Below are 24542 nucleotides of genomic sequence, written 5' to 3'. Positions count from 1 at the left end.
GGCGAGAGGAGTGGACTGTGTTTGTCGGGTCGCACGTGATCATTTACAGCGGGGATGCTGAGGCTGATCGGGAGTTCATCGGGGAGGTGCTGGGGTTTCCGCAGGTTGATGCGGGGGCGGGGTGGTTGATCTTTCGGTTGCCGCCGGCGGAGGTTGCGGTGCATCCCAGTGATGGGGCTGAGCGGCACGAGTTCTATCTGATGTGCGAGGACATCGAGGCGTTGCTGGACAAGCTGGCTGAGGCTGGGGTCGAGGTGTCGCGCGAGATCACCGAGGCGGGGTGGGGGCGGCTCGCGAGTATCCCGCTGCCCAGCGGTGCCAGCTTGCCGGTGTATCAGCCGCTCCACCCGGTTGCCTACGACCTGCCGGACTGAGCACCGCGGACCGGCCGGTCAGGATACCCGGCGGTCGAGGGCTCAGGTCCACCAGGAGTGGAGCCAGGTGGTTTGGGCCAGGGCGGCCTGGCCGGTGAGGCTGGGGTGGAAGTAGTCGAGTCGGCTGACGTGGCTGCGGCTGAACTGGAAGTTGAAGACGGCGTTGTCGTCGAATCGGCACCTCGCGAGGCTTGCGCACTCGTCCCGGAGTACGGCGTTGAAGGCGATCACGCGCGCACGTACCGCCTGCCGCTCGGCCTCGGTTCGCTCCGTCGCCAGCAGGGACTGGCAGATGCTGGCCGCCTCCCAGACCACCCTCGCCAAGAAGTCGGTGTGGTAGATCTGCCACAGCCGATACACATCCGGAACGCTGGCCACGAAGATGCGCGCCGAACCAGGCAGGCCGGCGTCGAACGTCTGCAGGGTCTGGCGGAACTGGCTGCGGAAGGTCTCCACCGGAGTCATCGAGGCGGGAGTCGACGTGCAGGCGTCGTTCGCACCCATCAGGATCGTCACGTAACCGACCTGCTGGGTGACTGCGAGCTGCGCTTGCGCCGGGGCGTCGGCCATCCGGGCGCCGGACCGGGCGTCGTTGTAGTTGCGACCGGAGATCGCCGGGTTGAGAGCACGCAGCCGCTCGTAGTTGCTGGTGATCCCGTCCCAACTTGCGCCGCCCGTGCTCCACGAGTTCGCCGGATGGTCGCCGTACCAGCAGCAGACGTCGGCCGCCCGCGTCATCGAGTCCCCGATCGAGGCCATGCTCGACGGCGCCGGGAGCGCCTGAGCAGGTGTGGTGCCGCCAAGGGCGAGCACCAAGGTCAACAGGACGGTGAACACTACTGATCGACGCATGGCCAACTCCTCGCAGAACTGCGAGCTTGGTACCCGGCCGGCATCATCCGAAACGCGAAAGAGCCACGACAGCGGTACGACGTGTTCGTCGGACGCAGGCGAGTGCCCGTGTACCCGCCCCGGCATCCGTCGCCGGCCGGACTGAAGACATGGCTGAGGCGGGCAGTCAGGTGACTGCCCGCCCCGAGACCAGGTGCTGTTACGGGTTGGGGGTTCGGTACGCCGGGGCGATGCCTTCGATGGCGTCGCCCATCCGGTGGACACGGAGGGCGTTGGTGGAGCCGGGGATGCTGGGGGGTGAGCCGGCCACGATGACGACCAGGTCGCCCTTCTTGAGCTTGCCGAGTTCGAGCAGGCGCTGGTCGACCTGACGGACCATCTCGTCGGTGTGGTCGACGGTGGGGACGATGTGCGTCTCGATCCCCCAGACGACACTCAGCCAGGAGCTGACCGACGGGACCGGTGTGAAGGCGAGGACCGGGATCTCGGTGCGGTAGCGGGCCAGCCGCAGGGCGGTGTCACCGCTCTGGGTGAACGCGACCAGGAACTTCGCGTCCAGCCGCTCGGCCACGTCCGCGGCGGCCCGGGCGATCACGCCGCCCTTGGTGCGCGGCTCCCACTCGATCTCCTTGACCCGGCTCAGCCCGTGCTGCTCGGTGGAGGCGACGATTCGCGCCATCGTCGTCACCGTCTCGATCGGGAACCGGCCGACGCTGGTCTCGCCGGACAGCATCACCGCGTCGGCACCGTCCAGGACGGCGTTCGCGACGTCGGAGGCCTCGGCCCGGGTCGGCCGCGGCGCGGAGATCATCGACTCGAGCATTTGGGTGGCGACGATGACCGGCTTCGCGTTCAGCCGGGCCTGGTCGATGATCAGCTTCTGGACCAGCGGGACCTCCTCCAGCGGGAGCTCCACGCCGAGGTCGCCGCGGGCCACCATGAACCCGTCGAAGGCCTCGATGATCTCGTCCAGGTTGGCCACCGCCTGCGGCTTCTCGATCTTGGCGATGACCGGGACCCGCAGCCCCTCCTCGTCCATGATCTTGTGCACCAGCTGGACGTCGGCGGCGTCCCGGACGAACGACAGCGCGATCATGTCGGCCGGCAGGTGCAGTGCCCAGCGCAGGTCCTCGGCGTCCTTCTCCGACAGCGCCGGCACGCTGACCGAGACACCCGGCAGGTTGATGCCCTTGTGGTTCGACACCGGCCCGCCGACGGTGACCCGGCAGACGACGTCGGTCTGGGTCACCTCCTCGGCGACCAGCGCGATCCGCCCGTCGTCGATGAGCAGCTGGTCGCCGGGCTTCACGTCACCGGGCAGACCGTCGTACGTCGTACCGCAGATGGTCGCGTCGCCGGGGACCTCCCGGGTGGTGATGGTGAAGCGTTCGCCGTAGGTCAGCGTGACCTTGCCCTCGGCGAACTCGGCCAGCCGGATCTTCGGGCCCTGCAGGTCGACCAGGATGCCGACGTTCTTGCCGGTCTCGGCCGCTGCGGTGCGGATCCGCTGATAGATGCGCTCATGCTCGGCATGGGCACCATGGCTCAGGTTGAGCCTTGCGACGTCCATACCTGCTTGGACGAGTTCCAGGATGCGCTCGGGGGCGGCCGTAGCCGGGCCAAGCGTACAAACGATCTTTGCGCGACGCACGTCACAAAACCCTACTCCTACAAGACCACTGGCCCGCTGGTCCGCCCCCCGTTACTGGACGGTCAACAGCTGACGTCGATCCGGTACAACCGCTGAATCGTCAAGAAGGCAAGGGGGTGTAGGCCCCGACGGTGACCTCGCCGCTGAGCTCGGCGGTCACGGTCTGCAGGCCGATCGGCTGGCCGTCGGAGTAGGTGATCAGGGTGACCTCACCCGGCCGGCGCAACGTGTAGCCGAGGGCGAAGGCGTACGCCGCTCCCCCGGTCGTGCCGTTCGTGTACGTCGTGACCGGACGACCGTTGACCACCTTGTGCTCCGGCCCGACCTGGCGATGCAGATGCCCGGACAGCAGCAGCGTCGCGCAACCCCGCGCCGCCGTGTCCGCGAACGACGAAGGGTCGTGCACCACGAACGTGGAGATCCGCTTGTCGTCGGGTTGCTCGCAGGCGATGTCGGCGAGCCGCTCGGACTGTTCGGCGATCGTCTCGTCACCTTGGGAGTCCGCACTGCCCAGCCCGGTCCGGGTCGGATCGCTGTCGCCGAGGAACCGGATCCCCTCCACCTCGACCGGTTTGCTGTCCAGCACGGTGAACCCGTTCTTGCGCATCGCGTCCTCGATGTGCCCGCCGGCGTCGTGGTTGCCGGCCACCGCGACCACCTTCAGGTCCTTGAAGTGCTGGCGCAGCGAGTTGATGCTGAACACCTCCCACGACTGTCCCGCCGAGGAGTCGTCACCGGCGTCGATGAGCACCTTCGCCCCGGCCACCTCGGCCACCTCGGAGGCGAACCGGTCGATACCGATGTTGTCGTGCCGGTCCGACACCAGCAGCGCGACGGTCTCGCCCTCGCTCGCCTGGTGGATCCGGCCGCCGACCCGAGTGACCCGCTCCTGCAGCCGGCCGTAGAACTCGGTGGATCGCTCGTACGTCTCGACCGCCGTACGGATGACGCCGACACCGCCGGTGGTGGAGAACCCGGACGCGACCTCGACCCCCTTGAGCCGTTCGTCGAAGGAGAGCTCGGGCAGCAACTCGTGGAGCGGGCGCCACGCGGTCGGCGGCATTTCGGCCGCTCGCATCTGGCCCGGGCCGAAGATCGACGCGATCGTGATCAGCATCGCGACCAGTACGACGATCGCCCGGTGCTCGACCCGGCGTTCGTGCTTGTGCACCAGGTCCCACAGTTCACGCCGGCGGCGCGGACCGAGAGCGGTCCAGACCGTTGCGACCGCGACCGCGACCAGCAGACCGGTACCGGCGCCGGCGACCGCGTTGTCGACGGCCATCTCCTCGATCACCTGCCGGATCCGCGCGATCTCACCGTCCGGCTGGGAGGCGATCAGGGCGTCGCGGTTGAGCAGCTCGGTGAGGTTGTCGGCGTCGGTCTCCTGGACGTCGATGTTGACGCCGATGCCGATCGCGGTGTGGGTGGGGAGGCGCAGCCGCGGCAGTACGGCGCCGAGATCGAGCGTGGCGTGGCCGTCGAAGGTCGGGGAGACGGTGGCGGCGTGGGCACCGATGGTGACCCGCTCGGAGTCGTTGGCGAATCCGAACATGCCGACCGCGACCGAGGTGACCAGCCAGAGCATGCTGAGCGCGGCCCACGGTGCGATCGCACGGAGCCGGGCTCTGGTCACGAGGCGGCTAGCCATGGGTCAACCGTATTGGTCCGGGCAAACCGATGCATCTCGAACCGCTGCGGGCCGCAGGCAACAGTTTGTTGCCTACGGCCCGGTTCATCGCGATCGGTTCAGACAGCCAGCGGGCGGGCTGTCGGCGGGATGGGGGTCGGCAGGGTGGACGATCCGGTCAGATGAGTGTCCACACCGTTGGCGCAGGAGCGGCCCTCGGCGATCGCCCAGACGATCAGGGACTGACCGCGGCCGGCGTCGCCGCAGGCGAAGACCCCCTCGACCGAGGTCTGGTAGTTCTTGTCCCGCTTGACGTTCCCGCGCTCGTCCAGCTCGACACCGAGCTGCTCGAGGAAGCCCTCGCGCTCCGGGCCGAGGAAGCCCATCGCGAGCAGCACGAGCTGGGCCGGGATGGTCCGCTCGGTGCCCTCGATCGGGCTGAACTTCCCGTCCTTGAACTCCACCTCGACCAGGTTCAGCCCGGCCACGTTGCCGTCGGCATCGGCTTCGAAGTTGACGGTCGAGACCGAGTAGACTCGCTCGCCGCCCTCCTCGTGCGCCGAGGCGACCCGGTAGATCATCGGGTACGTCGGCCACGGCTGCCCGGCCGGCCGGTCGTCGCCGGGCCGCGGCATGATCTCCAGCTGGGTGACGGAGCGAGCACCCTGCCGGTGCGCCGTACCGAGGCAGTCCGCACCGGTGTCACCGCCACCGATGATGACCACGTCCTTGCCAGTGGCAACGATTTGGTCGTGGACGGTCTCGCCGAGAGCGACCCGGTTGGACTGCGGCAGGTACTCCATCGCCTGGTGGATGCCGCCGTACTCGCGTCCCGGCACCGGCAGGTCCCGGGCCGCGGTCGCACCGGTGGCGATGACGACCGCGTCGTACCGCTGCTTGAGCTGGGTCCCGGTGACGTCCACGCCGACGTTGACGCCGGAGCGGAAGACCGTGCCCTCTTCCTTCATCTGCTGGATCCGGCGGTCGACCTGTTCCTTCTCCATCTTGAACTCAGGAATGCCGTAGCGCAGCAGACCGCCCGGGGCGTCGGCCCGCTCGTAGACCGCGACGGTGTGACCGGCGCGGGTCAACTGCTGCGCGGTGGCCAGGCCGGCCGGGCCGGAGCCGACGACGGCGATCGTCTTGCCGGTCAGCCACTCCGGTGGCTGCGGCTTGACGTCACCGGCCTCCCAGGCCTTGTCGATGATCGCGACCTCGACGTTCTTGATCGTCACCGGCTGCTGGTTGATGCCGAGCACGCAGGCCGGCTCACACGGCGCCGGGCAGAGCCGGCCGGTGAACTCCGGGAAGTTGTTGGTCGCGTGCAACCGCTCGATCGCACCCGACCAGTCGTCCCGCCAGACCAGGTCGTTCCACTCCGGGATCAGGTTGCCCAGCGGGCAGCCGCTGTGACAGAACGGGATCCCGCAGTCCATACAACGTCCGGCCTGCTTGGTGATGATCGGCAGCAGCGCCTTGCCGGGCCCACCGGGGTAGACCTCTTTCCAGTCCTTTACCCGCTCCTCGACCGGACGCCGCTCGGCGACCTCCCGCGGGGTGGTCAGGAATCCCTTCGGGTCAGCCATCAGATGGCCTCCATCATCGCTCGCGTGGTGGCGTCCTCGTCCAGCCCGTCCCGCTCGGCGGCCGCCTTGGCCGCCAGCACCCGGGCGTAGTCGCGGGGCATCACCGTGGTGAACCTGGCCGCCGCCGCGGGCCAGTCGGCGAGCAGCTTGGCCGCCCGTTCCGAACCGGTCTCCTCGTGGTGGGTGCGGACCAGGTCGTGCAGCAGTTCGGACTCGTCCTCGGTGACCGGGTGCAGATCCACCAGCTCCGGGTTCACCAAGGCGTGGTCCAGGTCGAGCACGTGGGCCACGCCGCCCGACATGCCCGCCGCGAAGTTCCGGCCGACGGCGCCGAGTACGACGACGCGCCCACCGGTCATGTACTCGCAGGCGTGGTCGCCGACCGACTCGACGACCGCGGTGGCCCCGGAGTTCCGGACACAGAACCGTTGCCCGGCCCCACCGCTGATGAACAGTTCGCCCGAGGTCGCGCCGTACGCGATGACGTTGCCGGCGATGATCTGGTCGGCCGCGTCGAACCGCGCGTGCCGATCGGGCCGGATCACCACGCGGCCACCGGACAGACCCTTGCCGACGTAGTCGTTGGCGTCACCCTCGAGGCGCAGCGTCACACCGCGCGGGACGAAGGCGGCGAACGAGTTGCCGGCCGACCCGGTGAAGGTCAGGTCGATGGTGCCGTCGGCCAGGCCGGCGGCCCGGTACCGCTTGGTGATCTCGTGACCGAGCATGGTGCCGACGGTCCGGTTGACATTCCGGATCGGCAGCTGCGCCCGGACCGGCTCACCGGTCTCCAGCGCCGGCCGGCAGATCCGGATCAGCTCGTTGTCGAGCGCCTTGTCCAGACCGTGGTCCTGCAGGACCGTCTGGTGCCGTGCCGCACCCTCGGGCAACGACGGCACGTGCAGGATCGGCGACAGGTCGAGCCCGTCGGCCTTCCAGTGATCGACCGCGCGCCGGATGTCCAGCACCTCGGCGTGCCCGATCGCCTCGTCCAGCGACCGGAAGCCGAGCTCGGCCAGGTACTCCCGGACCTCCTCGGCGATGAACTCGAAGAAGTTCACCACGAACTCGGGCTTGCCGGAGAACCGCTCGCGCAGCACCGGGTTCTGCGTGGCGACGCCGACCGGGCAGGTGTCCAGGTGGCAGACCCGCATCATGATGCAGCCCGACACCACCAGCGGCGCGGTGGCGAAGCCGTACTCCTCCGCACCGAGCAGTGCCGCGACGATGACGTCCCGGCCGGTCTTCAGCTGACCATCGGTCTGTACGACGATCCGGTCGCGCAACCCGTTGAGCAGCAGGGTCTGCTGGGTCTCGGCCAGACCGAGCTCCCACGGACCACCGGCGTGCTTCAGCGACGTCAGCGGAGCCGCACCGGTACCACCGTCGTGGCCGGAGATCAGTACGACGTCCGCGTGCGCCTTGCTGACCCCCGCGGCGATCGTGCCGACGCCGACCTCGGAGACGAGCTTCACGTGCACGCGCGCCTGCGGGTTGGCGTTCTTGAGGTCGTGGATCAGCTGAGCCAGGTCCTCGATCGAGTAGATGTCGTGGTGCGGAGGCGGCGAGATCAGGCCGACACCCGGGGTCGAGTGCCGGGTGCTGGCCACCCACGGGTAGACCTTGTTACCGGGCAGCTGACCGCCCTCGCCGGGCTTCGCGCCCTGCGCCATCTTGATCTGGATGTCGTCGGAGTTGGTCAGGTACTCCGCGGTGACGCCGAACCGGCCGGACGCGACCTGCTTGATCGAGCTCCGCCGTACCGCGTCGTGCAGGCGGTCGGAGTCCTCGCCGCCCTCACCGGTGTTCGACTTGCCGCCGAGACGGTTCATCGCGATCGCCAGTGTGGTGTGCGCCTCGGCGCTGATCGAGCCGTAGCTCATCGCACCGGTCGAGAACCGCTTGACGATCTCGCTGACCGGCTCGACCTCGTCGACCGGGATCGGCTCCCGGTCCGAGCTGAAGCCGAAGAGCCCGCGCAGCGTCATCAGCCGCTCGGACTGCTCGTCCACGCGGGAGGTGTACTGCTTGAAGATGTCGTAGCGCCCGGTCCGGGTGCTGTGCTGCAGCCGGAACACGGTGTCCGGGTCGAACAGGTGCGGCTCGCCCTCACGCCGCCACTGGTACTCGCCGCCGATCTCCAGCTTGCGGTGCGCGGCCAGGATGCCGTCGGCCGGGTACGCGCGCAGGTGCCGGCGGCGTACCTCCTCGGCGATCGTGTCGAGCCCGAGTCCGCCGAGCTTGGACGACGTACCGGTGAAGTAGGTGTCGACCAGCTCGGGCGACAGACCGGTCGCCTCGAAGATCTGGGCACCCGTGTACGACGCGACCGTCGAGACACCCATCTTCGACATGACCTTGAGCACGCCCTTGCCGAGCGACTTCACCACGTTGCGGACCGCCTGCTCGGGCTCGATCCCCGGCAGATAGGTGCCCTGGCGGCACAGGTCCTCGACCGACTCGAGCGCGAGGTACGGGTTGACCGCGGCCGCGCCGTATCCCATCAGCAGGGCGACGTGGTGGACCTCGCGGACGTCACCGGCCTCGACGACCAGACCGACCTGGGTGCGGGTCTTCTCCCTCACCAGATGGTGATGAACCGCGGCGGTCAGCAGCAGCGACGGGATCGGCGCGCTGTCGGCGTTCGAGTGCCTGTCGGACAGCACCAGGATGCGGGCGCCGTCCTTGATCGCCGCGTCGGCCTCGGCGCAGATCGCCGCGAGCCGCGCGGCCAGCGCCTCTCCCCCGCCCTCGACGTCGTACACACCGCGCAGCACCGTGGTCGCCAGGCCGGGCATGTCGCCGTCCAGGTTGATGTGGCGCAGCTTGGCGAGCTCGTCGTTGGTGATCACCGGGAACGGCAGCACCACCTGACGGCAGGACGCCGGGCTCGGGTTGAGCAGGTTCGCCTCCGGGCCCAGGGACGACGACAGCGAGGTGACGAGCTCCTCGCGGATCGCGTCCAGCGGCGGGTTGGTGACCTGGGCGAACAACTGGGCGAAGTAGTCGAACAGCAGTCGCGGCCGCTCACTCAGTACGGCGATCGGCGTGTCGGTGCCCATCGACCCGATCGGCTCGGCGCCGGACCGGCCCATCGGGGTGAGGAGGACCCGCAGCTCCTCCTCGGTGTACCCGAACACCTGCTGGCGCCGGGTGACCGAGGCGTGGCTGTGCACCACGTGCTCGCGCTCGTGCAGATCCTCGAACCGGATCAGGCCGGCGTGCAGCCACTCGTCGTACGGGTGCTCGGCGGCGAGCGCGTTCTTCACCTCGGAGTCGGTGATGATCCGGTGCGCCTCGACGTCGACCAGGAAGATCCGGCCCGGCTCGAGCCGGCCCTTCTCGGTGACGGTGGCCGGGTCGATGTCCAGGACCCCGGCCTCGGAGGCGAGGACGACGAGACCGTCCTCGGTGACCCAGTAGCGCGACGGGCGGAGACCGTTGCGGTCCAGCACCGCGCCGACCTTGGTGCCGTCGGAGAAGACCACCGACGCCGGGCCGTCCCACGGCTCCATCAGGGTCGAGTGGAACTCGTAGAAGGCACGCCGCTGCGGCTCCATCGTGGTGGCGTTCTCCCACGCCTCCGGGATCATCATCAGCATCGCGTGCGGCAGCGACCGGCCGCCGAGGTGGAGCAGTTCCAGCACCTCGTCGAACGAGGCCGAGTCCGACGCGCTCGGCGTACAGATCGGGTAGAGCTGCTCGAGGTCACCCGGGATCAGGTCGCTGGCCAGGAGCGCCTCGCGGGCGCGCATCCAGTTGCGGTTGCCCTGGACGGTGTTGATCTCACCGTTGTGGGCGATGTACCGGTACGGGTGGGCCAGCGGCCAGGACGGGAACGTGTTGGTGGAGAACCGCGAGTGCACGATACCGATCGCGGAGGCGAGGTCGGCGTCGGTCAGCTCGGGGAAGAACTTGTCCAGCTGGTCGGTGGTCAGCATCCCCTTGTAGGTGATGGTCCGGCCGGACAGCGACGGGAAGTAGGTCTCGGTCTCCTTCTCGGCCCGCTTCCGCAGCCGGAAGGCCATCCGCTCCAGCGCCAGGCCGAGCACGCGGCCGGCCTTGGCGGTGACGAACAGCTGCTTGAAGGTCGGCATCACCGAACGGGCGGTGGCGCCGAGCAGGTCCGGTGCCGTCGGTACGTCGCGCCAGCCCAGGACGGTCAGACTCTCCTCCGCGGCGAGCTCCTCGATCCGGGCGATCGCCTTGTCGGCGTCGTCCGGGTCGGCCGGGAGGAAGGCGATACCGGTGGCGTACGCACGCTGCACCGGCAGCTCGAAGTCGCACACCTTGCGGTAGTACGCGTCCGGGATCTGGATCAGGATGCCGGCGCCGTCGCCGGAGTCCGGTTCGGCGCCGGAGGCGCCGCGGTGCTCGAGGTTGCGCAGGGCGGTCAAAGCCTTCGCCACGATGTCGTGGCTGGGTTCACCGGTCAGGGTCGCGACGAAGGCGACACCACAAGCGTCATGCTCGTGCTGTCCGTCGTACAGACCCTCGCTCGGGAATGGGGGGCGACCAAACATTCAGGAGCTCCCGTCGTCCTACGGTCAACAACTGGCCGCGGGACAACATTGGCCCAAGCCGGGAGTCCCGAGACTACCTCATGACGCCCGACATCTGGACGCCCATTCCACCGTCACAACACCCTACTCACTCTTAGTAAGCAAGCGCTCACTACCTGCCCCTTCATCTTCCCAGCAACCCTCTTCCACAACCACCCACCTCACCTGAAATTCACCTGCTGAGACACCCGGCGGCCGGTAACCCATCACTATGACCTGGCAACCCTCCCGTCGTGGCGGGCCGGTGGCCGTGGCTGCCGCTCTAGGCCGGTTTGCGCGGCTTCCGCTGGACGAGCCTGCTTGGGGTACTCGCGGCTTACTGCGGGACCGTCTGGCGACCGTAGAGCGCCGGGGATCACGTGGAGCGGTTGATGGTCGTGGTGGAGGAGGCGGTCTGCCAGGCCTCGTGGAAGGCGGAGTAGGTGGGGTAGCGGGTGGTGGTGGCTTCCTGGAGTACGGCGTGCTGGGCTTCGGTCGGCTCAGTCAGGTAGATGAGGGCGGTTCGAGCCATTACGTAGGCGGTGGTGCGGGTGTCGATGGGGGCGCCCAGGGCGAACTCCTCGGGAGCCATGAAACGGGTGGAGCCGAACATGCGACCCATGTGGTTGCGGTAGGGGCCGTGGTGGTAGCTGTCGAGGTCCATGACGGTCAGCCGGTGGTTGGCGAAGTCGTAGAGCAGGCTGCCGTCGTAGAAGTCGCCGGCGACCCAGCCGGCCGCGTCGAGGCGGGCGTGCAGGTCGTAGAGCGCGTCGAAGGCGACGAGGATCTCGTCGGCGGGCAGGGCGCGGAAGCGTTGATGAGGGCTCGTGGGGTCGTCGCGGTTGGTGCCGAGGTGCTCGCCGTCGCGCCAGTCGTAGACGAGGAGTGGGCCGCCTGGTGACTCGATGACCGCGTGCAGGCTGGGCATGGTCGGGTGTACGACGTCCCGAGCGAGCAGCGCGGCGTTGCGCAGCAGGCCCACCCGGCCGGCGAAGTCGAGGTACGGCGCGGTGGCGGCGGGGTCGCCCGCAGTCTTGACGAAGTACCTGTGGCCGGCGGTCTGGACGCCGTACGAGATGTTGCCGGAGTCCTGGGTGGCGGCGCCGAAGCGGGCGAAGATGGTGCCGAGGTGGTCGAGGTAGGTGGACGGCTGGACATCGATCTCGCCGGGGAACATCTGGCCGACCCTAGTCACGGCGCCCGCCGGCGAGCGACCGAGTTTCGGAGGAACCATGGCACTGGCTGACTTCCCGCGTTACCCCCTGCTGTTCGGGCCGAGCCCGGTGCATCCGCTCGATCGGCTCACTGCGCACCTTGGCGGCGCGAGGATCTGGGCGAAGCGGGAGGACTGCAACTCGGGGCTCGCGTACGGCGGGAACAAGACGCGGAAGCTGGAGTATCTGATCCCGGACGCGCTGGCCCAGGGCGCGGACACGCTGGTGTCGATCGGCGGGTACCAGTCCAACCACACCCGGCAGGTCGCCGCGGTCGCCGCGAAGGTCGGGCTCAAGGCGGTCCTCGTGCAGGAGAACTGGGTCGACTGGCCCGATGCGCTGAACGACCGGGTCGGCAACATCCTGCTCAGCCGGATCATGGGTGCGGAGGTTCGGCTCGACCCGGCCGGTTTCGGCATCGGGTTCAAGGACAGCTGGAAGCAGGCGCTGGCGGACGTGGAGGCTCGCGGAGGTACGCCGTACGCGATCCCGGCCGGTGCGTCCGACCACCGGCTCGGCGGACTCGGGTTCGCTGAGTGGGCCTACGAGGTGGAACAGCAGGAGCGTGAGCTCGGCGTCTTCTTCGACACGATCATCGTGTGCGCGGTGACCGGGTCGACCCAGGCCGGCATGATCGCGGGCTTCGCCGGCCAGGACCGGCCCCGGCGCGTGCTCGGCATCGACGCGAGCGCCAAGCTGAAGGAGACCCACGATCAGGTCGAGCGGATCGCCCGCGCCACCGCGGAGCTGATCGGGCTTGACCGGGGCCTGCGCGAGGACGAGATCACCGTGCTCGAGGGCTGGGCCGGCGACCTGTACGGCGTACCCGTGCAGTCGACCCTCGACGCGATCCGCCTGACCGGTCAGCTCGAGGGGATGATCATCGACCCGGTCTACGAGGGGAAGTCGATGGCCGGCCTGATCGACCTGATCCGTAACGGCGAGATCCCGACCGACTCCAACGTCCTCTACGCCCACCTCGGCGGACAGCCCGCGCTGAACGCCTACAGCGGACTCTTCCGGGCCTAGATGCTCGGGCCGACCAGGGTTCCGACGAAGTAGGTGAGGGCTGCGGCCAGTCCGCCGAGGATCAGTTGGCGGAGGCCGGAGTACCACCAGGAACGCGTGGTGACGCGGGAGACGACGGCACCGCAGACGAAGAGGCCGGTCAGCGACAGGATCAGGGCCGGTACGACGTTGCCGGCGCCGAGCAGGTACGGCAGCAGCGGGATGGACGCGCCGACCGCGAAGCAGATGAAGGAGGACGCGGCCGCGAGCAACGGGTTCGGCAGGTCGTGGGGATCGATGCCGAGCTCCTCGCGGACGTGCTCCTCCAGCGCCTGTTCCGGGTCGGTGTGGAACTGCTTGGCGACCTTGCTGGCGAGGTCCGGGTCGAGGCCTTTGGCCCGGTAGGTCTCGGCGAGCTCGATCTCCTCGTCGATCGGGTGCCGCTGGATCTCCTTGCGTTCCACCTCGATCTCGGCCCGGGCCAGCTCGCGCTGCGAGGCGACGGAGGTGTACTCCCCTGCCGCCATCGAGAACGCACCCGCGGCCAGGCCGGCCAACCCGGCCAGCACGATGAACCCCGAACCGGACTCGGTGCCGCCGTCCATGCCGGCGATCAACGCGAAGTTCGACACCAGCCCGTCCATCGCGCCGAACACGGCCGGCCGCAGCCAGCCGCCGTTCACGTCCCGGTGGGTGTGGTCCCCGTGGTGTTCGGCGGAGACTTCCGGGGGCGATCCGCTCGGGTCGCCCTCGGAAGCTGAGATCCGATCGTCAGTCACGAGACCCGTCTGTCTCGGCCCCGTTCGTGCTGGTCGCTTGAACCTTTGTCTTGTCGGTCTGGTCCTTCACCTCAGGCGACGCCGAGTCCTCGGCTTCAGCCTGCTGGTCAGCATCTGTCTCGTCAGCCGGCCTGGTCTCGTCAGCTTCCGGCGTTGGCTCGTCGCCGGTGGGCTTGGTGGCTTCTGCCGGCGGCTGGCCGGCGGCGGGGCCCACAGAGATGTCTTCCATGCCGGGGCGGAGGCGGGCGCTGATGACGAACGCGACCACCGCGAGGACGAAGAGGACCATCGAGGTCCAGACGTTCAGGCGCAGGCCCAGGAAGTGGTTGACGGTGTCGATGCGCAGGTTCTCGATCCATGCGCGGCCGAGGGTGTAGCCGGCCACGTAGAGGAAGAACGCGCGGCCGTGCCCGAGCTGGAACCGGCGGCCGGCCAGGATCACCAGTGCGATCACGCCGAGGTTCCAGATCGCCTCGTACAGGAAGGTCGGGTGGAAGGTGGCGAAGTCCTTGAACCCGATGGGCCGGTTGTCGAAGGCGATCTCCAGGCCCCACGGCCGGTCGGTCGGCTTGCCGAACAGTTCCTGGTTGAAGTAGTTCCCGAACCGGCCGAGGATCTGGGCCAGCGCGATCCCGGGCGCCATCGCGTCCGCGACCGCCAGGAACGGCACCTTGGCCCGGCGGCAGGCGATCCAGGCACCGAGCGCGCCGAAGCCGACCGCGCCCCAGATACCGAGGCCGCCGTGCCAGATCTTCAGCGCGTCGATCGGGTTCTTGCCCTCGCCGAAGTACAGCTCGGCGTCGGTGATGACGTGGTAGATCCGGGCCCCGACCAGACCGAACGGGATGGCCCAGAACATGATGTCGGCCAGCACCGTCGGCGAACCGCCGCGGGCGACCCAGCGGTGCCGGCCGAGCCAGTAGCCGGCGAAGATACCCGCCAGGATGCACAGCGCGTACGCGCGGATGGGCAGCGGGCCGAGGTGCCAGACACCCTGGCTGGGGCTTGGGATGAACGCCGGAACGATCACGGCGGGGATCAGACTAGACATGGCAACCAGGAACGCTACTCGACCGGCCCCACCGCGACCAGAAACTCATGGTCACGATGGGGACTCAGTGCGTCAGCGTCCACGAGGCCTCAGCCGGCCGCGACCGCTTCGTCGACGGCCTTCTGCAGGCCCTCGCCGGTCAGGTTGTCGGCGTCCAGTTGCTTGTCGTTGACGTAGACCGTCGGCGTCCCGGTGACACCGCGGTCGTCAGCGGCCTTGGAGACCGTGTCGAGCCAGCCGAGGTAGGTGTTGTCACGCACCGCCTGCTCGAACTTCGGGTCGTCGATCCCCAGCTGCTTGCCCAGCTCGATCAGCTGGTCGGTGGTCCAGGACTTGGCGAAGTCGGCGTACATCTCGTCGGCGAAGCTGAGCGCCTTGCCGTTCGCGGCCGCGGCGGCGAACGCGTTCGCGAGCCGCGGCGAGGCGTCCGGGTTCACGAAGGTCAGCGGCCAGTAGGTCAGCGTGGCGGTGCCGTCCTGGACCAGCTTGTCGACGGTCGCGCCGGTCCGCTCCTCGAACTCCGCGCAGTGCGGGCAGCGGAAGTCCAGGTAGATGTCGATATGCGCCTTGGCGCCTTCCGTGCCGACGGTGACACCCTTGCCGCTCGTGCCCGGACCCTGGATCACGGTGGGCTCGGGGCGGCCGTTCGAACTCACCTCGACCTTGGAGTGGCTGCGCCAGTACTGCACGCCGACCCCGCCGGCCAGCGCCAGCACCAGCACGATCACCACGACGATCCCGGGTGTGATCCGCCGCTTCTTCTGCTGCAGCAGCGGGTTCACGGGGGTTTTGGTCTTGCTCACGACGCGGGGACTCCTGTCGGGGTGTGCGGATCGGACTCGAGGGCGAACTTACTCACCGGGCTCAACCAGAGCCAGACTGCCAGCAGCAGCAGGCCGACGTCCCGCAGGATCTCCTGCAGGTACTTCGTCTCACCCGGGGCGACCTGTCCACCGCCGCCGAAGCAGCCGCAGTCGATCGCCAGACCGCGCGCCCAGGCGGAGGCCACCGCGGCGATGAACACGACCATGAAAACACCCGCGGCCACGGCCGCGGCGCGGACACCGAAACCGACGATCAACAGCAATCCGATCGCGATCTCCAGGAACGGCAGTCCCCAGCCGACCGGGGCGACCAGCGCGGACGGCAGGAGGTCGTAGGCCCGGACCGCCTGGGACGCGGTCTCCGGATCGGTCACCTTCAGCGCACCGGCCACCAGCATCACACCGCCGAGCACGAGCCGGGCCGCCAGCGACACCCAGGGGGTCCAAAGCTGGTGCTTCACCTTCACTGGTTGTCCTCCACCAGCTTCCCGAAGTCGTGTGCGAGGTCGCCGATGGCGGCGTTCGACAACCACAGCACGTTCGCCTTGTCGTTCTTTCCGAAACCGAGCACCTGCGCGCCGTGGCCGACCTCGTACCCGCCGGACGGCAGCTTCTTCATGCCCTCCACCGGTACGCCGACCGCCTTGGCGATGTCCTTGATCTGGGTCAGCGACCCGGTCAGCCCCACGAACGACGGGTCGAACCGGTCCAGGTACTTGCGCATCACCGGCCCGGTGTCGCGGGACGGGTCGGTGGTGATGAACAGCAACTGCACCTGGTCACGCACCGGCGCGTCCAGCTTGGTCAGCGCGGACGCCACGTCGGCCATCACGGTCGGGCAGACGTCCGGGCAGTTGGTGTAGCCGAAGAACACCAGCGTGACCGGCTTCTTGGTCGACGTGACCAGGTTGAACTGGTTGCCGCCGGTGTCGGTCAAGGTCGCTGTGGGCAAGGAGTACGGCCGGTCCAGCGTCGCCCCGCGCAACCCGTTCGGGTACTGGGTGGTGCGGATGATCGCACCGCCGGGGTTGTCCGCCTGCTCCTTGTCCTTGCCGCCGCTGCAGCCCGCGAGGGCGAGCAGAGCCACCGCGGCAAGCAGAACGGCCGCGTTCCTGGTTCGACTCACGGCGTGTCTAACGACCGGCGGCCGTGCTGGGTTCCCGTCGGACACCTTCGGCCAGCTCCTCGGTGAGCGCACGGACGGCGGCCGGACCGTCGGCGGCGGCCTTGACCAGCGCCGAGCCGACGATCACCGCGTCCGCGTACGCCGCGATCCCGGCTGCCTGGTCGCCGTTCGACACTCCGAGGCCGACGCCGACCGGGAGTCCGGTGACCGCCTTGGTCCGCGCCACCAACGGCGGAGCGAGGTCCGACGGCTTCTCCCGCGCCCCGGTGACACCCATCACAGCGGTGGCGTAGACGAAGCCCCGGCACGACGACGTGGTCAGCCGGATCCGCTCGTCGGTGGACGACGGCGAGACCAGGAACACCTTGTCCAGGTCGTTCTTGTCCGCGGCCGCGATCCATTCCGCACCCTCGTCCGGGATCAGGTCGGGCGTGATCAGCCCCGCTCCCCCGATACCGGCGAAGTCCACGGCGAACCGATCCACGCCGTACCGCTCGATCGGGTTCCAGTACGTCATCACCAGTACGGGGACGTCGGAGTACGACGCGACCTTCTCGACCGTGCTCAGCACGTCGCGCGTCCGCAGACCGTGGGCCAGCGCGACCTCGCTCGCGCGCTGGATGGTGACACCGTCCATCACCGGGTCGCTGTACGGCAGGCCGATCTCGAGCACGTCGGCACCGCCGTCGATCATCGCCTTGATCGCGTCGATCCCACCGTCGTACGACGGGAAGCCGGCCGGCAGGTAGCCGATCAGGGCCGCCCGGCCCTCGCCGTTCGCCTTCCGGACCGCGGCCCCGGCCTTGCCCAGGGCAACGAGCTCACTCACGACCGGTCTCCTTGTCGGCCAGGCCGAACCAGGTGGCGGCCGTGTCCATGTCCTTGTCCCCGCGACCGGACAGGTTCACCAGAATGGTTGCCTCCGGCCCCAATTCCTTGGCGATGTCGAGCGCACCGGAGACCGCGTGCGCGGACTCGATCGCCGGGATGATGCCCTCGGTCTTGGACAGCAGCCTGAACGCCTCCATCGCCTGGGCGTCCGTGATCGGCCGGTACGACGCCCGCCCGGTCTCGGCCAGCCACGCGTGCTCCGGGCCGACACCCGGGTAGTCCAGCCCGGCCGAGATCGAGTGTGACTCCAGCGTCTGCCCGTCCTCGTCCTGCAGCAGGAACGACCGCGCTCCGTGCAGTACGCCGACCTGGCCCGCGCTGATCGTGGCCGCGTGCCGGCCGGTGTCGAACCCGTCACCGCCGGGCTCGATGCCGTACAGCTTCACGTCCGCGTCCGGGATGAACGCGGCGAACAGGCCGATCGCGTTCGACCCGCCGCCGACCGAGGCGACCGCGGCGTCGGGAAGCTTGCCGAGCAGTTCGAGCGACTGCTCCCGGGCCTCGTCGCCGATGCCGCGGACGAAGTCGCGCACCATCGCCGGGAACGGGTGCGAACCCGCCGCCGTGCCCAGGATGTAGTGCGTCTTGTCGACACTGGCGACCCAGTCGCGCAGCGCCTCGTTGATCGCGTCCTTCAGCGTCCGGCTGCCGGTCTTCACCGAGATCACCTCGGCGCCGAGCAGCTTCATCCGGGCCACGTTCAGCGCCTGCCGCTCGGTGTCGACCTCACCCATGTAGACCACGCACTCGAGGTCCAGGTAGGCGCAGGCGGTCGCGGTCGCTACGCCGTGCTGGCCGGCGCCGGTCTCCGCGATCACCCGGTGCTTGCCCATCCGCTTGGTCAGCAGGGCCTGACCGATGGCGTTGCGGATCTTGTGCGCGCCGGTGTGGTTCAGGTCCTCGCGCTTCAGCAGGATCCGGGCACCGGCCACGTCGGACAGCCGGGTCGCGTCGTACAGCAGGCTCGGCGCACCGACGTACTGGCGCAGCATCCGCTCGAACTCACCGGTGAACACCGGGTCGGCCATCGCCTCCCGCCACGCCGTGGTGAGCTCGTCGAGCGGCGCGATCAGCGCCTCCGGCATGAACCTGCCGCCGAAACGGCCGAAGTGCCCGAACTGGTCGGGCAGCACAGTTGTCATCCGTAAAAGCCTTCCAAGTACCCCGGGCCGGCCTTACGGCGCGGGGGTCTAGTGTCCTGGGAGCGGTGTAGCTCGGCGCTACCGGCGCCCAGGACACTCTAGTGCCGCTGCTGAATGGCGGGGTGCGATCCGGCAGCGACCAGGTCGGCGACCGAGGCGCGAGGATCGCGGCCGGTCACCAGGGTTTCACCGACGAGGACGACATCGGCCCCGGCGCGCGCGAACTCGATTACATCATGCGGGCCGCGAACCCCGGACTCCGCCACCCGGACCAGGTTGGTCGGGATCGTCGGCGCGACCCGGGCGAAGGTGTCCCGGTCGACCTCGAGGGTCTTCAGGTTCCGGTTGTTCACGCCGATCAGCTGAGCTCCGGCATCCACCGCACGCCGGGTCTCCTCCTCGTCGTGCACCTCGACCAGCGGGCAGAGCCCGATCGAATGGGCCCGCTCGATCAGCGAGACCAGCGCCTCCTGCTCCAGCGCCGCGACGATCAGCAGGGCCATGTCGGCACCGGCCGCCCGGGCCTCCCAGAGCTGGTACGAGGACACGATGAAGTCCTTGCGCAGCACCGGTACGTCGACCCGGCCGCGGACCGCGCGCAGGTCGTCCAGGCTGCCGTTGAACCGGCGCTGCTCGGTCAGCACCGAGATCGCGGCCGCACCGCCGCCCTCGTACTCCCCGGCCAGCGCTGCCGGGTCGGTGATCTCGGCCAGGTCGCCCTTGGACGGGCTGGACCGCTTCACCTCGGCGATGATCGCGATCCCGTCGCCGCGGAACACCGGCATCGGGTCCTTGGCGTCGGGCTTGCGTTGCGCCTCGAGCTTCAGGTCGTCCAGGCTGACCCGCGCCTGGCGCTCCGCGAGGTCCTCCCGGACCCCAGCGAGGATGTCGTCAAGCACAGTCATGTCGGTCCGCCCCTCAGTGCCGGTCGTCGGTCGGAACCCCGAAGCCCAGCAGCTGCAGCACCTTGCCGGCCAGTGCGCCGACCAGGGCGATCGCGACCGAGATCCAGAACAGCAGCCAGTTCGGCCCCAGCACCATCGCGATGGCGCCCACGGTGAAAGCGATCAGCACGATGGTCACGGCGGTCCAGGCCGCCGGGCTGTTGCCGTGCAGGTCATGAGCCTCCTCGCTCACCTGCGTCACCGGTTGATCCGCCGTCGTCTTGTCCATAGTGGCGCCACTCCTCGTTGTCGTCCCGTCCTATTGTGGCGGTAGCCCGCCGCGATCAGAGAGTCGGGTCCTCCCCGGCGTCGATCGCCTTCCATTGATCGGCCCCGTGATCGGACCCCGCGGCGGCCGGATCACGCTCGTAGCGCGCCGTCGCCCGCCGCCAGCGATGCGCTGTCAGTACGGCGAGCAGCCCGGCCGCGACCAGTGCCACTCCCCCGGCCAGCGCGAACCAGGGAGCCACTCCGGTGGTGATCTCGAACGAGTCGGTTCCGAGCGTGAGCGCCGGCCGCAGCCGGGTCAGTTCCTCGAGTCCTGGGCGGACCTGGAACGCGACCGCGACGGCCAGCACGCCCAGCAGCACGACCACGACGGCCAGCACGCGGCGCAGCGCAGTACCGGCCAGTTTGGTCACGATCACGGCCACCACTCCCGCCACAGCCAGGAAGACCGGTGCGCGGGTCAGGTCGTAGCCCTTGAAGGTTTCCGTGTCGTTGACCGTGGTCCAGGGCAGGTACGCCGACAGGCCGAGCAGGACCAGGGCTACTACCGCCAGCAGGTCAACGAGTCGCTGTGGCCTCATCACACGTCACTGAAGGTTCCCGCGACCGCGATCGCGTTGAGTACGGCGGCCGCCTTGGTCCGGCACTCCGCGTCCTCGGCGGCCGGGTCGGAGTCGGCGACGATGCCCGCACCCGCCTGCACGTACGCCGTCGTGCCGCGGAGCACCGCGGTCCGGATGGCGATCGCGGTGTCGGCGTCACCGGCGAAGTCGAGGTAGCCGACCACACCGCCGTACACGCCGCGCCGGGTCACCTCGAGCTTGTCGATGATCTCCATCGCCCGCGGCTTGGGTGCTCCGGACAACGTTCCGGCCGGGAACGCGGCGGTGAGCGCGTCGAAGGCGGTCTTACCGGCCGCCAGCTGCCCGGTGACCGTCGACTCCAGGTGCATCACGTGGCTGTAGCGCCGTACGTCCATGAAGTCGACGACCTCGACGGTCCCGGGCGCACAGACCCGGCCGACGTCGTTGCGGCCCAGGTCGACCAGCATCAGGTGCTCGGCCCGCTCCTTCGCGTCGGCCCGCAGCTCCACCTCCAGCGCGTGGTCCTCCTCCGGCGTCACGCCGCGGCGGCGGGTGCCGGCGATCGGGTGCAGGATCACCTTGTTGTCGGTGACCTTGACCAGCGCCTCGGGGCTGGAGCCGACGATGTCGAAACCGTCCAGGCGGACCAGGTACATGTACGGGCTCGGGTTCGACCGGCGGAGCACCCGGTAGATGTCCAGGGCGGTCGCGGTGGTCTGCAGCTCGAACCGCTGGGACACGACGATCTGGAACGCCTCGCCCGCGCGGATCTCCTCCTTGGCGTGCTCGACCGCCTCCCGGTACTCCGCGCTGGACCGCTGCCGGTGCGGATCCGGCTCCGCGAACCGATCGGCCCGGACGACGTACGACGGGGTGGGCTGCGCCAGGTCTGCCTCCATCGCGTCGAGGCGGCGGACCGCGTCCGCGTAGGCCTCGTCGACCCGCTCGTCGGAGTCGTCCCAGTTCACCGCGTTCGCGATCAGCCAGATCTCGCCGGTCTCGTGGTCGAGCGCGGCCAGGTCGGTGGCGAACAGGAAGGTCAGCTCGGGCAGGCCGAGGTCGTCGGTCGTTGTGTCGGGCAACCGCTCCAGCCGGCGGACCGCGTCGTACCCGAGGAAGCCGACCATGCCGCCGGTCAGCGGGGGCAGGTCCGGCAGCCGTGGGGTGTGCAGGATCTCCAGCGTCTCGCGGAGCGCCTTCAGCGGGTCACCGGTCTGCGGCAGGCCTACCGGTGGGTTGCCGGTCCAGACGGCCTCGCCGTCGCGCTCGGTCAGGGTCGCGGCCGAGCGGACACCGATGAACGAGTACCGCGACCAGACGCCGCCGTTCTCGGCCGACTCGAGCAGGAACGTGCCCTGACGCTCGGCGGCGAGCTTGCCGTAGACACCGATCGGCGTCTCGGCATCCGCGAGCAGCCGCCGCGTCACCGGAATGACACGGCGGTCCTTGGCGTACTCACGGAAGGTTTCGATAGCCGGGTTGGCGTCGGTCATGGGGCCTCCCGGCCTGGACTGAGGAGCGTAGGGAGCGCAGCGACTGGAGCGACGAGGGAAGACCGGGAGCCAAGGCCCCATGACCCTGCCGGCGCCGGAGGCCCGGCCAAAAGCACAGTCACAGCGCGACCTCGATCTCGCCGTGCTCGAAGCAGCTTCGGGTGCCGGTGTGGCAGGCCGGGCCTTCCTGGTCGACCAGGACGAGCAGGGTGTCGGCGTCGCAGTCGACCAGGATCTGCTTGACGTGCTGACGATGGCCGCTGGTCTCGCCCTTCACCCAATACTCCTGCCGGCTGCGGGACCAGAACGTGCTCCGCTTGGTCTCCGCGGTACGGCGTACCGCCTCGGCGTCCATCCAGCCCACCATCAGGACCTCACGCGTGTCGTACTGCTGTACCACTGCCGGGATCAGCCCGGCCGCGTCGAAGGTCAGCTCGTCGATACTCACCGGTCCATTGTCGCCGATCACAAGTCGTGCCCTGCACACGGTGCCCTTGCATGAACACCTACCGCTGCCCGGACTGAGAGGATGGCGCAATGACGACGAGTGAGGCACGGGTCCGGCAACTGTTGCAGGAGCACCCGGTGGTCGACGGGCACAACGATCTGCCGATCGCCTTCTACGAGCTGTGCGACTACGACCTGGACGCACACGATCTGAGCGGTCCGGTCCCCCAGGTGCACACCGATCTGCCCCGGCTGCGAGAGGGCCATGTGGGTGCCCAGTTCTGGTCGCTGTGGGTGCCGCAGGACGCTGACGCCGTACGGCGTACGTTCGAGCAGCTCGACTTCGTCCGGCGACTGGTCGAGCGGTTCCCGGCGGACCTGGAGCTGACGTCCTCGGCCGACGACGTGGAGGCGGCGATCAAGGCCGACCGGATCGCGTCGCTGATGGGGATGGAGGGCGGCCACTCGATCGGCGAGTCCCTCGGCGTCCTGCGTGTGATGCGTGCCCTCGGGGTGCGCTACATGACGCTGACGCACAACAACAACGTGTCCTGGGCGGACTCCGCAACGGACGAGCCGATGCTGGGCGGGCTGAACGACTTCGGCGAGGAGGTCGTCCGGGAGATGAACCGGATCGGCATGCTGGTCGACCTGTCCCACGTCTCCCCCGACACCATGCGGCACGCGCTCCGGGTGACGAGCGCGCCGGTGATCTTCAGCCACTCGTCGGCGCGGGCGGTGTGCGACGTACCGCGGAACGCTCCCGACGACGTCCTCGAGACGCTCGCGCGCAACGAGGGTGTCTGCATGGTGACGTTCGTGCCGGCGTTCGTGTCGCAGCGGTACGTCGACTGGATCGCGGGTGCGCGGGAGGCCGTGCCGGAGCTGAATCCGCTCAACCCGGCCGATCAGCTCAAGCTGGCCGACGCGTACGACGTACCGAAGCCCGAGGTCACCCTCGACGACGTGGTGGAGCACTTCGAGCACGTCCGCGGGATCGCCGGGGTGGACCACATCGGGATCGGCGGCGACTACGACGGGTGCCCGGAGTTCCCGACCGGGCTGGCCGACGTGGCGTCGTACCCCAGGCTCTTCGAGGCACTGGCCGACCGCGGCTGGAACGACGCCGAACTGGCAAAACTTGCCGGTGGCAACATTCTCCGCGTGCTCCGCGCGTCCGACGAGGCGGCCGGCTAGGCCGTCCGGTACACGTCCCGGGTCTCGGGCAACGGCTCGAACCCGGCCGACTTGTAGGTGGCGACCGCGCCGACGTTGAAGGCGGGCGTGCACACGACCGCGCTGGACGAACCCAGCTCGCGCAGGACGCGCGCCGCCGCGACCGTGATCGCCTGGCCGTAGCCATGACCGCGATGGGCCCGATGCACTCCCATCGGCTCGATCAGCCCCGGCTTGCCAGGGCCCGCGGACCAGACCGTCACGCCGGCGACCGCCTCGCCCTGCGCGTTGCGGCCGATCAGGCACCGCGCGTCGTCGTACGCCGCTCCGGCCGCCATGGCGTGCCAGCGCTCGTCGGTGAACGTAGACCCGTCGAACGACGCCCGCTGGATCGCGGTCCGCTCGGCTGCCTGCTCCGGCCCGACCACCTGGATCCGCAGACCCAGGTCCGGCACCGGCTCACTGAGGTCACGCCGCAGCGGAATCCACGGTTCGTCGAGCTCCCAGCCGTCCTTGATCAGCAGGTCCTGCACGAGCGATCCGAGCGGCGCCTCGACGTACACCTTGCCTTCGATCAGGACGCCGCGCTCCGGCTCCGACAGGTCCTCGACCAGCTGCCGCGCCAGCTCCTCGTCGTGCTGGACCTCCGGCGCGATCGCCAGTCGCAGCAGCTCAGGGTCGTCCAGCATCCCGACCGCCAGGGTCTCCCCGTCCCGGCTCCACGTCCTGGTCGCCGCCGCGGTCTGCTCCCCGCCGAAGCGCCAGTACCACCCCAGATCCCCCGGATGCAGTTGCACCACTGCTCCGTCGTACTGCCACTCCCGCAACACCCGCACCACGTCGCTGAGCCCGTCGACCCCCGGCACATCCATCCCAATCGCCATACCCCGATCACACACCACCCCACCGACAGTCGCACCCGACTTTCCGGCGAGCAGCCGGGTGACCTGGCCCACGCCCCGTTTGGGGTCGGGGGGATCGGGCACGGGGCGGGCTCAGTG

The 24542-nt window shown here is 69.2% G+C and carries 22 protein-coding genes; 3 read left to right on the top strand and 19 right to left on the bottom strand.

What is annotated here, in order from left to right; translation table 11 throughout:
• Window positions 1-17 precede the first annotated feature (17 nt).
• Window positions 18-374, top strand: coding sequence for a VOC family protein (locus ACGFIF_RS04870; protein WP_393151510.1), 357 nt, complete (start codon window positions 18-20; stop codon window positions 372-374).
• Between the two features lie 42 nt (window positions 375-416).
• On the opposite strand, the gene ACGFIF_RS04865 is transcribed toward ACGFIF_RS04870, so the two are convergent.
• The 6 genes from ACGFIF_RS04865 to ACGFIF_RS04840 form a co-directional block, all read right to left on the bottom strand.
• Window positions 417-1226, bottom strand: a complete 810-nt coding sequence (locus ACGFIF_RS04865) for an SGNH/GDSL hydrolase family protein (RefSeq protein WP_393151508.1) — start codon at window positions 1224-1226, stop codon at window positions 417-419.
• Between the two features lie 199 nt (window positions 1227-1425).
• Window positions 1426-2877: a pyruvate kinase gene (pyk, locus tag ACGFIF_RS04860; protein ID WP_393151506.1), complete on the bottom strand. Its 1452-nt coding sequence runs from the start codon at window positions 2875-2877 to the stop codon at window positions 1426-1428.
• 100 nt (window positions 2878-2977) lie between these two features.
• On the bottom strand, window positions 2978-4528 hold the full coding sequence (locus ACGFIF_RS04855) for a metallophosphoesterase (RefSeq protein ID WP_393151504.1): 1551 nt from the start codon (window positions 4526-4528) through the stop codon (window positions 2978-2980).
• A 98-nt stretch (window positions 4529-4626) separates the two neighbouring features.
• Window positions 4627-6093 carry a glutamate synthase subunit beta gene (locus ACGFIF_RS04850; protein ID WP_393151502.1) on the bottom strand — a complete coding sequence of 489 codons (1467 nt, stop codon included), beginning with the start codon at window positions 6091-6093 and terminating at the stop codon, window positions 4627-4629.
• Window positions 6093-10616 carry a glutamate synthase large subunit gene (gene gltB, locus ACGFIF_RS04845; protein WP_393151500.1) on the bottom strand — a complete coding sequence of 1508 codons (4524 nt, stop codon included), beginning with the start codon at window positions 10614-10616 and terminating at the stop codon, window positions 6093-6095. Before gltB ends, ACGFIF_RS04850 begins: the two co-directional genes overlap by 1 nt.
• A 394-nt stretch (window positions 10617-11010) precedes the next feature.
• Window positions 11011-11811: a hypothetical protein gene (locus ACGFIF_RS04840; protein ID WP_393151498.1), complete on the bottom strand. Its 801-nt coding sequence runs from the start codon at window positions 11809-11811 to the stop codon at window positions 11011-11013.
• Window positions 11812-11866: 55 nt separating this feature from the next.
• Here ACGFIF_RS04840 and ACGFIF_RS04835 point away from each other — a divergent pair, with 55 nt between their 5' ends.
• Window positions 11867-12877, top strand: a complete 1011-nt coding sequence (locus tag ACGFIF_RS04835) for a 1-aminocyclopropane-1-carboxylate deaminase (protein WP_393151496.1) — start codon at window positions 11867-11869, stop codon at window positions 12875-12877.
• Here ACGFIF_RS04835 and ACGFIF_RS04830 read toward each other — a convergent pair.
• The 12 genes from ACGFIF_RS04830 to hisI form a co-directional block, all read right to left on the bottom strand.
• Window positions 12874-13635: a VIT1/CCC1 transporter family protein gene (locus tag ACGFIF_RS04830; protein WP_393151494.1), complete on the bottom strand. Its 762-nt coding sequence runs from the start codon at window positions 13633-13635 to the stop codon at window positions 12874-12876. The genes ACGFIF_RS04835 and ACGFIF_RS04830 overlap by 4 nt on opposite strands.
• Window positions 13628-14686 carry a prolipoprotein diacylglyceryl transferase gene (lgt, locus tag ACGFIF_RS04825; RefSeq protein WP_393151492.1) on the bottom strand — a complete coding sequence of 353 codons (1059 nt, stop codon included), beginning with the start codon at window positions 14684-14686 and terminating at the stop codon, window positions 13628-13630. The genes ACGFIF_RS04830 and lgt overlap by 8 nt, the downstream gene beginning before the upstream one ends.
• An 89-nt stretch (window positions 14687-14775) precedes the next feature.
• The gene (locus ACGFIF_RS04820) at window positions 14776-15489 is read right to left on the bottom strand and encodes a DsbA family protein (protein ID WP_393151490.1); all 714 of its coding nucleotides are present in this window, start codon (window positions 15487-15489) and stop codon (window positions 14776-14778) included.
• A complete protein-coding gene (locus tag ACGFIF_RS04815) occupies window positions 15486-15971 on the bottom strand; it encodes a MauE/DoxX family redox-associated membrane protein (RefSeq protein ID WP_393151488.1) in 486 nt (161 codons plus the stop codon). Before ACGFIF_RS04815 ends, ACGFIF_RS04820 begins: the two co-directional genes overlap by 4 nt.
• Window positions 15972-15973: 2 nt before the next feature.
• Window positions 15974-16636 carry an SCO family protein gene (locus tag ACGFIF_RS04810; RefSeq protein WP_393151486.1) on the bottom strand — a complete coding sequence of 221 codons (663 nt, stop codon included), beginning with the start codon at window positions 16634-16636 and terminating at the stop codon, window positions 15974-15976.
• A gap of 7 nt (window positions 16637-16643) precedes the next feature.
• A complete protein-coding gene (trpA, locus tag ACGFIF_RS04805) occupies window positions 16644-17465 on the bottom strand; it encodes a tryptophan synthase subunit alpha (protein ID WP_393151484.1) in 822 nt (273 codons plus the stop codon).
• Complete coding sequence (gene trpB, locus ACGFIF_RS04800; protein ID WP_393151481.1) at window positions 17458-18669, bottom strand: tryptophan synthase subunit beta; 1212 nt, start codon at window positions 18667-18669, stop codon at window positions 17458-17460. The genes trpA and trpB overlap by 8 nt, the downstream gene beginning before the upstream one ends.
• 98 nt (window positions 18670-18767) lie before the next feature.
• On the bottom strand, window positions 18768-19574 hold the full coding sequence (trpC, locus tag ACGFIF_RS04795; RefSeq protein WP_132211948.1) for an indole-3-glycerol phosphate synthase TrpC: 807 nt from the start codon (window positions 19572-19574) through the stop codon (window positions 18768-18770).
• 13 nt (window positions 19575-19587) lie between these two features.
• Complete coding sequence (locus tag ACGFIF_RS04790) at window positions 19588-19842, bottom strand: HGxxPAAW family protein (RefSeq protein ID WP_393151479.1); 255 nt, start codon at window positions 19840-19842, stop codon at window positions 19588-19590.
• A 55-nt stretch (window positions 19843-19897) separates the two neighbouring features.
• Window positions 19898-20422: a Trp biosynthesis-associated membrane protein gene (locus ACGFIF_RS04785; RefSeq protein ID WP_393151477.1), complete on the bottom strand. Its 525-nt coding sequence runs from the start codon at window positions 20420-20422 to the stop codon at window positions 19898-19900.
• Complete coding sequence (locus ACGFIF_RS04780; RefSeq protein ID WP_393151475.1) at window positions 20422-21918, bottom strand: anthranilate synthase component I; 1497 nt, start codon at window positions 21916-21918, stop codon at window positions 20422-20424. The genes ACGFIF_RS04785 and ACGFIF_RS04780 overlap by 1 nt, the downstream gene beginning before the upstream one ends.
• Window positions 21919-22036: 118 nt before the next feature.
• Window positions 22037-22366: a phosphoribosyl-AMP cyclohydrolase gene (hisI, locus tag ACGFIF_RS04775; RefSeq protein WP_393151474.1), complete on the bottom strand. Its 330-nt coding sequence runs from the start codon at window positions 22364-22366 to the stop codon at window positions 22037-22039.
• 89 nt (window positions 22367-22455) lie between these two features.
• Here hisI and ACGFIF_RS04770 point away from each other — a divergent pair, with 89 nt between their 5' ends.
• The gene (locus ACGFIF_RS04770; RefSeq protein WP_393151472.1) at window positions 22456-23562 is read left to right on the top strand and encodes a dipeptidase; all 1107 of its coding nucleotides are present in this window, start codon (window positions 22456-22458) and stop codon (window positions 23560-23562) included.
• On the opposite strand, the gene ACGFIF_RS04765 is transcribed toward ACGFIF_RS04770, so the two are convergent.
• Window positions 23559-24425, bottom strand: coding sequence for a GNAT family N-acetyltransferase (locus ACGFIF_RS04765; protein WP_393151469.1), 867 nt, complete (start codon window positions 24423-24425; stop codon window positions 23559-23561). The two genes, ACGFIF_RS04770 and ACGFIF_RS04765, sit on opposite strands and share 4 nt — an antisense overlap.
• Window positions 24426-24542 lie beyond the last annotated feature (117 nt).

Source organism: Kribbella sp. NPDC049174 (assembly GCF_043197365.1).
Classification (GTDB): domain Bacteria; phylum Actinomycetota; class Actinomycetes; order Propionibacteriales; family Kribbellaceae; genus Kribbella.
Note: the sequence above shows the minus strand (reverse complement) of the source record. Positions and strands in the feature narration are given on the sequence as shown.

Bases quoted from the DNA above. Each gene is read 5' to 3' on its own strand.
- ACGFIF_RS04865 (WP_393151508.1), bottom strand. From the start codon at position 1,226: ATGCGTCGATCAGTAGTGTTCACCGTCCTGTTGACCTTGGTGCTCGCC.
- ACGFIF_RS04855 (WP_393151504.1), bottom strand. From the start codon at position 4,528: ATGGCTAGCCGCCTCGTGACCAGAGCCCGGCTCCGTGCGATCGCACCG.
- ACGFIF_RS04850 (WP_393151502.1), bottom strand. From the start codon at position 6,093: ATGGCTGACCCGAAGGGATTCCTGACCACCCCGCGGGAGGTCGCCGAG.
- gltB (WP_393151500.1), bottom strand. From the start codon at position 10,616: ATGTTTGGTCGCCCCCCATTCCCGAGCGAGGGTCTGTACGACGGACAG.
- ACGFIF_RS04840 (WP_393151498.1), bottom strand. From the start codon at position 11,811: ATGTTCCCCGGCGAGATCGATGTCCAGCCGTCCACCTACCTCGACCAC.
- ACGFIF_RS04835 (WP_393151496.1), top strand. From the start codon at position 11,867: ATGGCACTGGCTGACTTCCCGCGTTACCCCCTGCTGTTCGGGCCGAGC.
- lgt (WP_393151492.1), bottom strand. From the start codon at position 14,686: ATGTCTAGTCTGATCCCCGCCGTGATCGTTCCGGCGTTCATCCCAAGC.
- trpB (WP_393151481.1), bottom strand. From the start codon at position 18,669: ATGACAACTGTGCTGCCCGACCAGTTCGGGCACTTCGGCCGTTTCGGC.
- trpC (WP_132211948.1), bottom strand. From the start codon at position 19,574: ATGACTGTGCTTGACGACATCCTCGCTGGGGTCCGGGAGGACCTCGCG.
- ACGFIF_RS04790 (WP_393151479.1), bottom strand. From the start codon at position 19,842: ATGGACAAGACGACGGCGGATCAACCGGTGACGCAGGTGAGCGAGGAG.
- ACGFIF_RS04785 (WP_393151477.1), bottom strand. From the start codon at position 20,422: ATGAGGCCACAGCGACTCGTTGACCTGCTGGCGGTAGTAGCCCTGGTC.
- ACGFIF_RS04780 (WP_393151475.1), bottom strand. From the start codon at position 21,918: ATGACCGACGCCAACCCGGCTATCGAAACCTTCCGTGAGTACGCCAAG.
- ACGFIF_RS04770 (WP_393151472.1), top strand. From the start codon at position 22,456: ATGACGACGAGTGAGGCACGGGTCCGGCAACTGTTGCAGGAGCACCCG.
- ACGFIF_RS04765 (WP_393151469.1), bottom strand. From the start codon at position 24,425: ATGGCGATTGGGATGGATGTGCCGGGGGTCGACGGGCTCAGCGACGTG.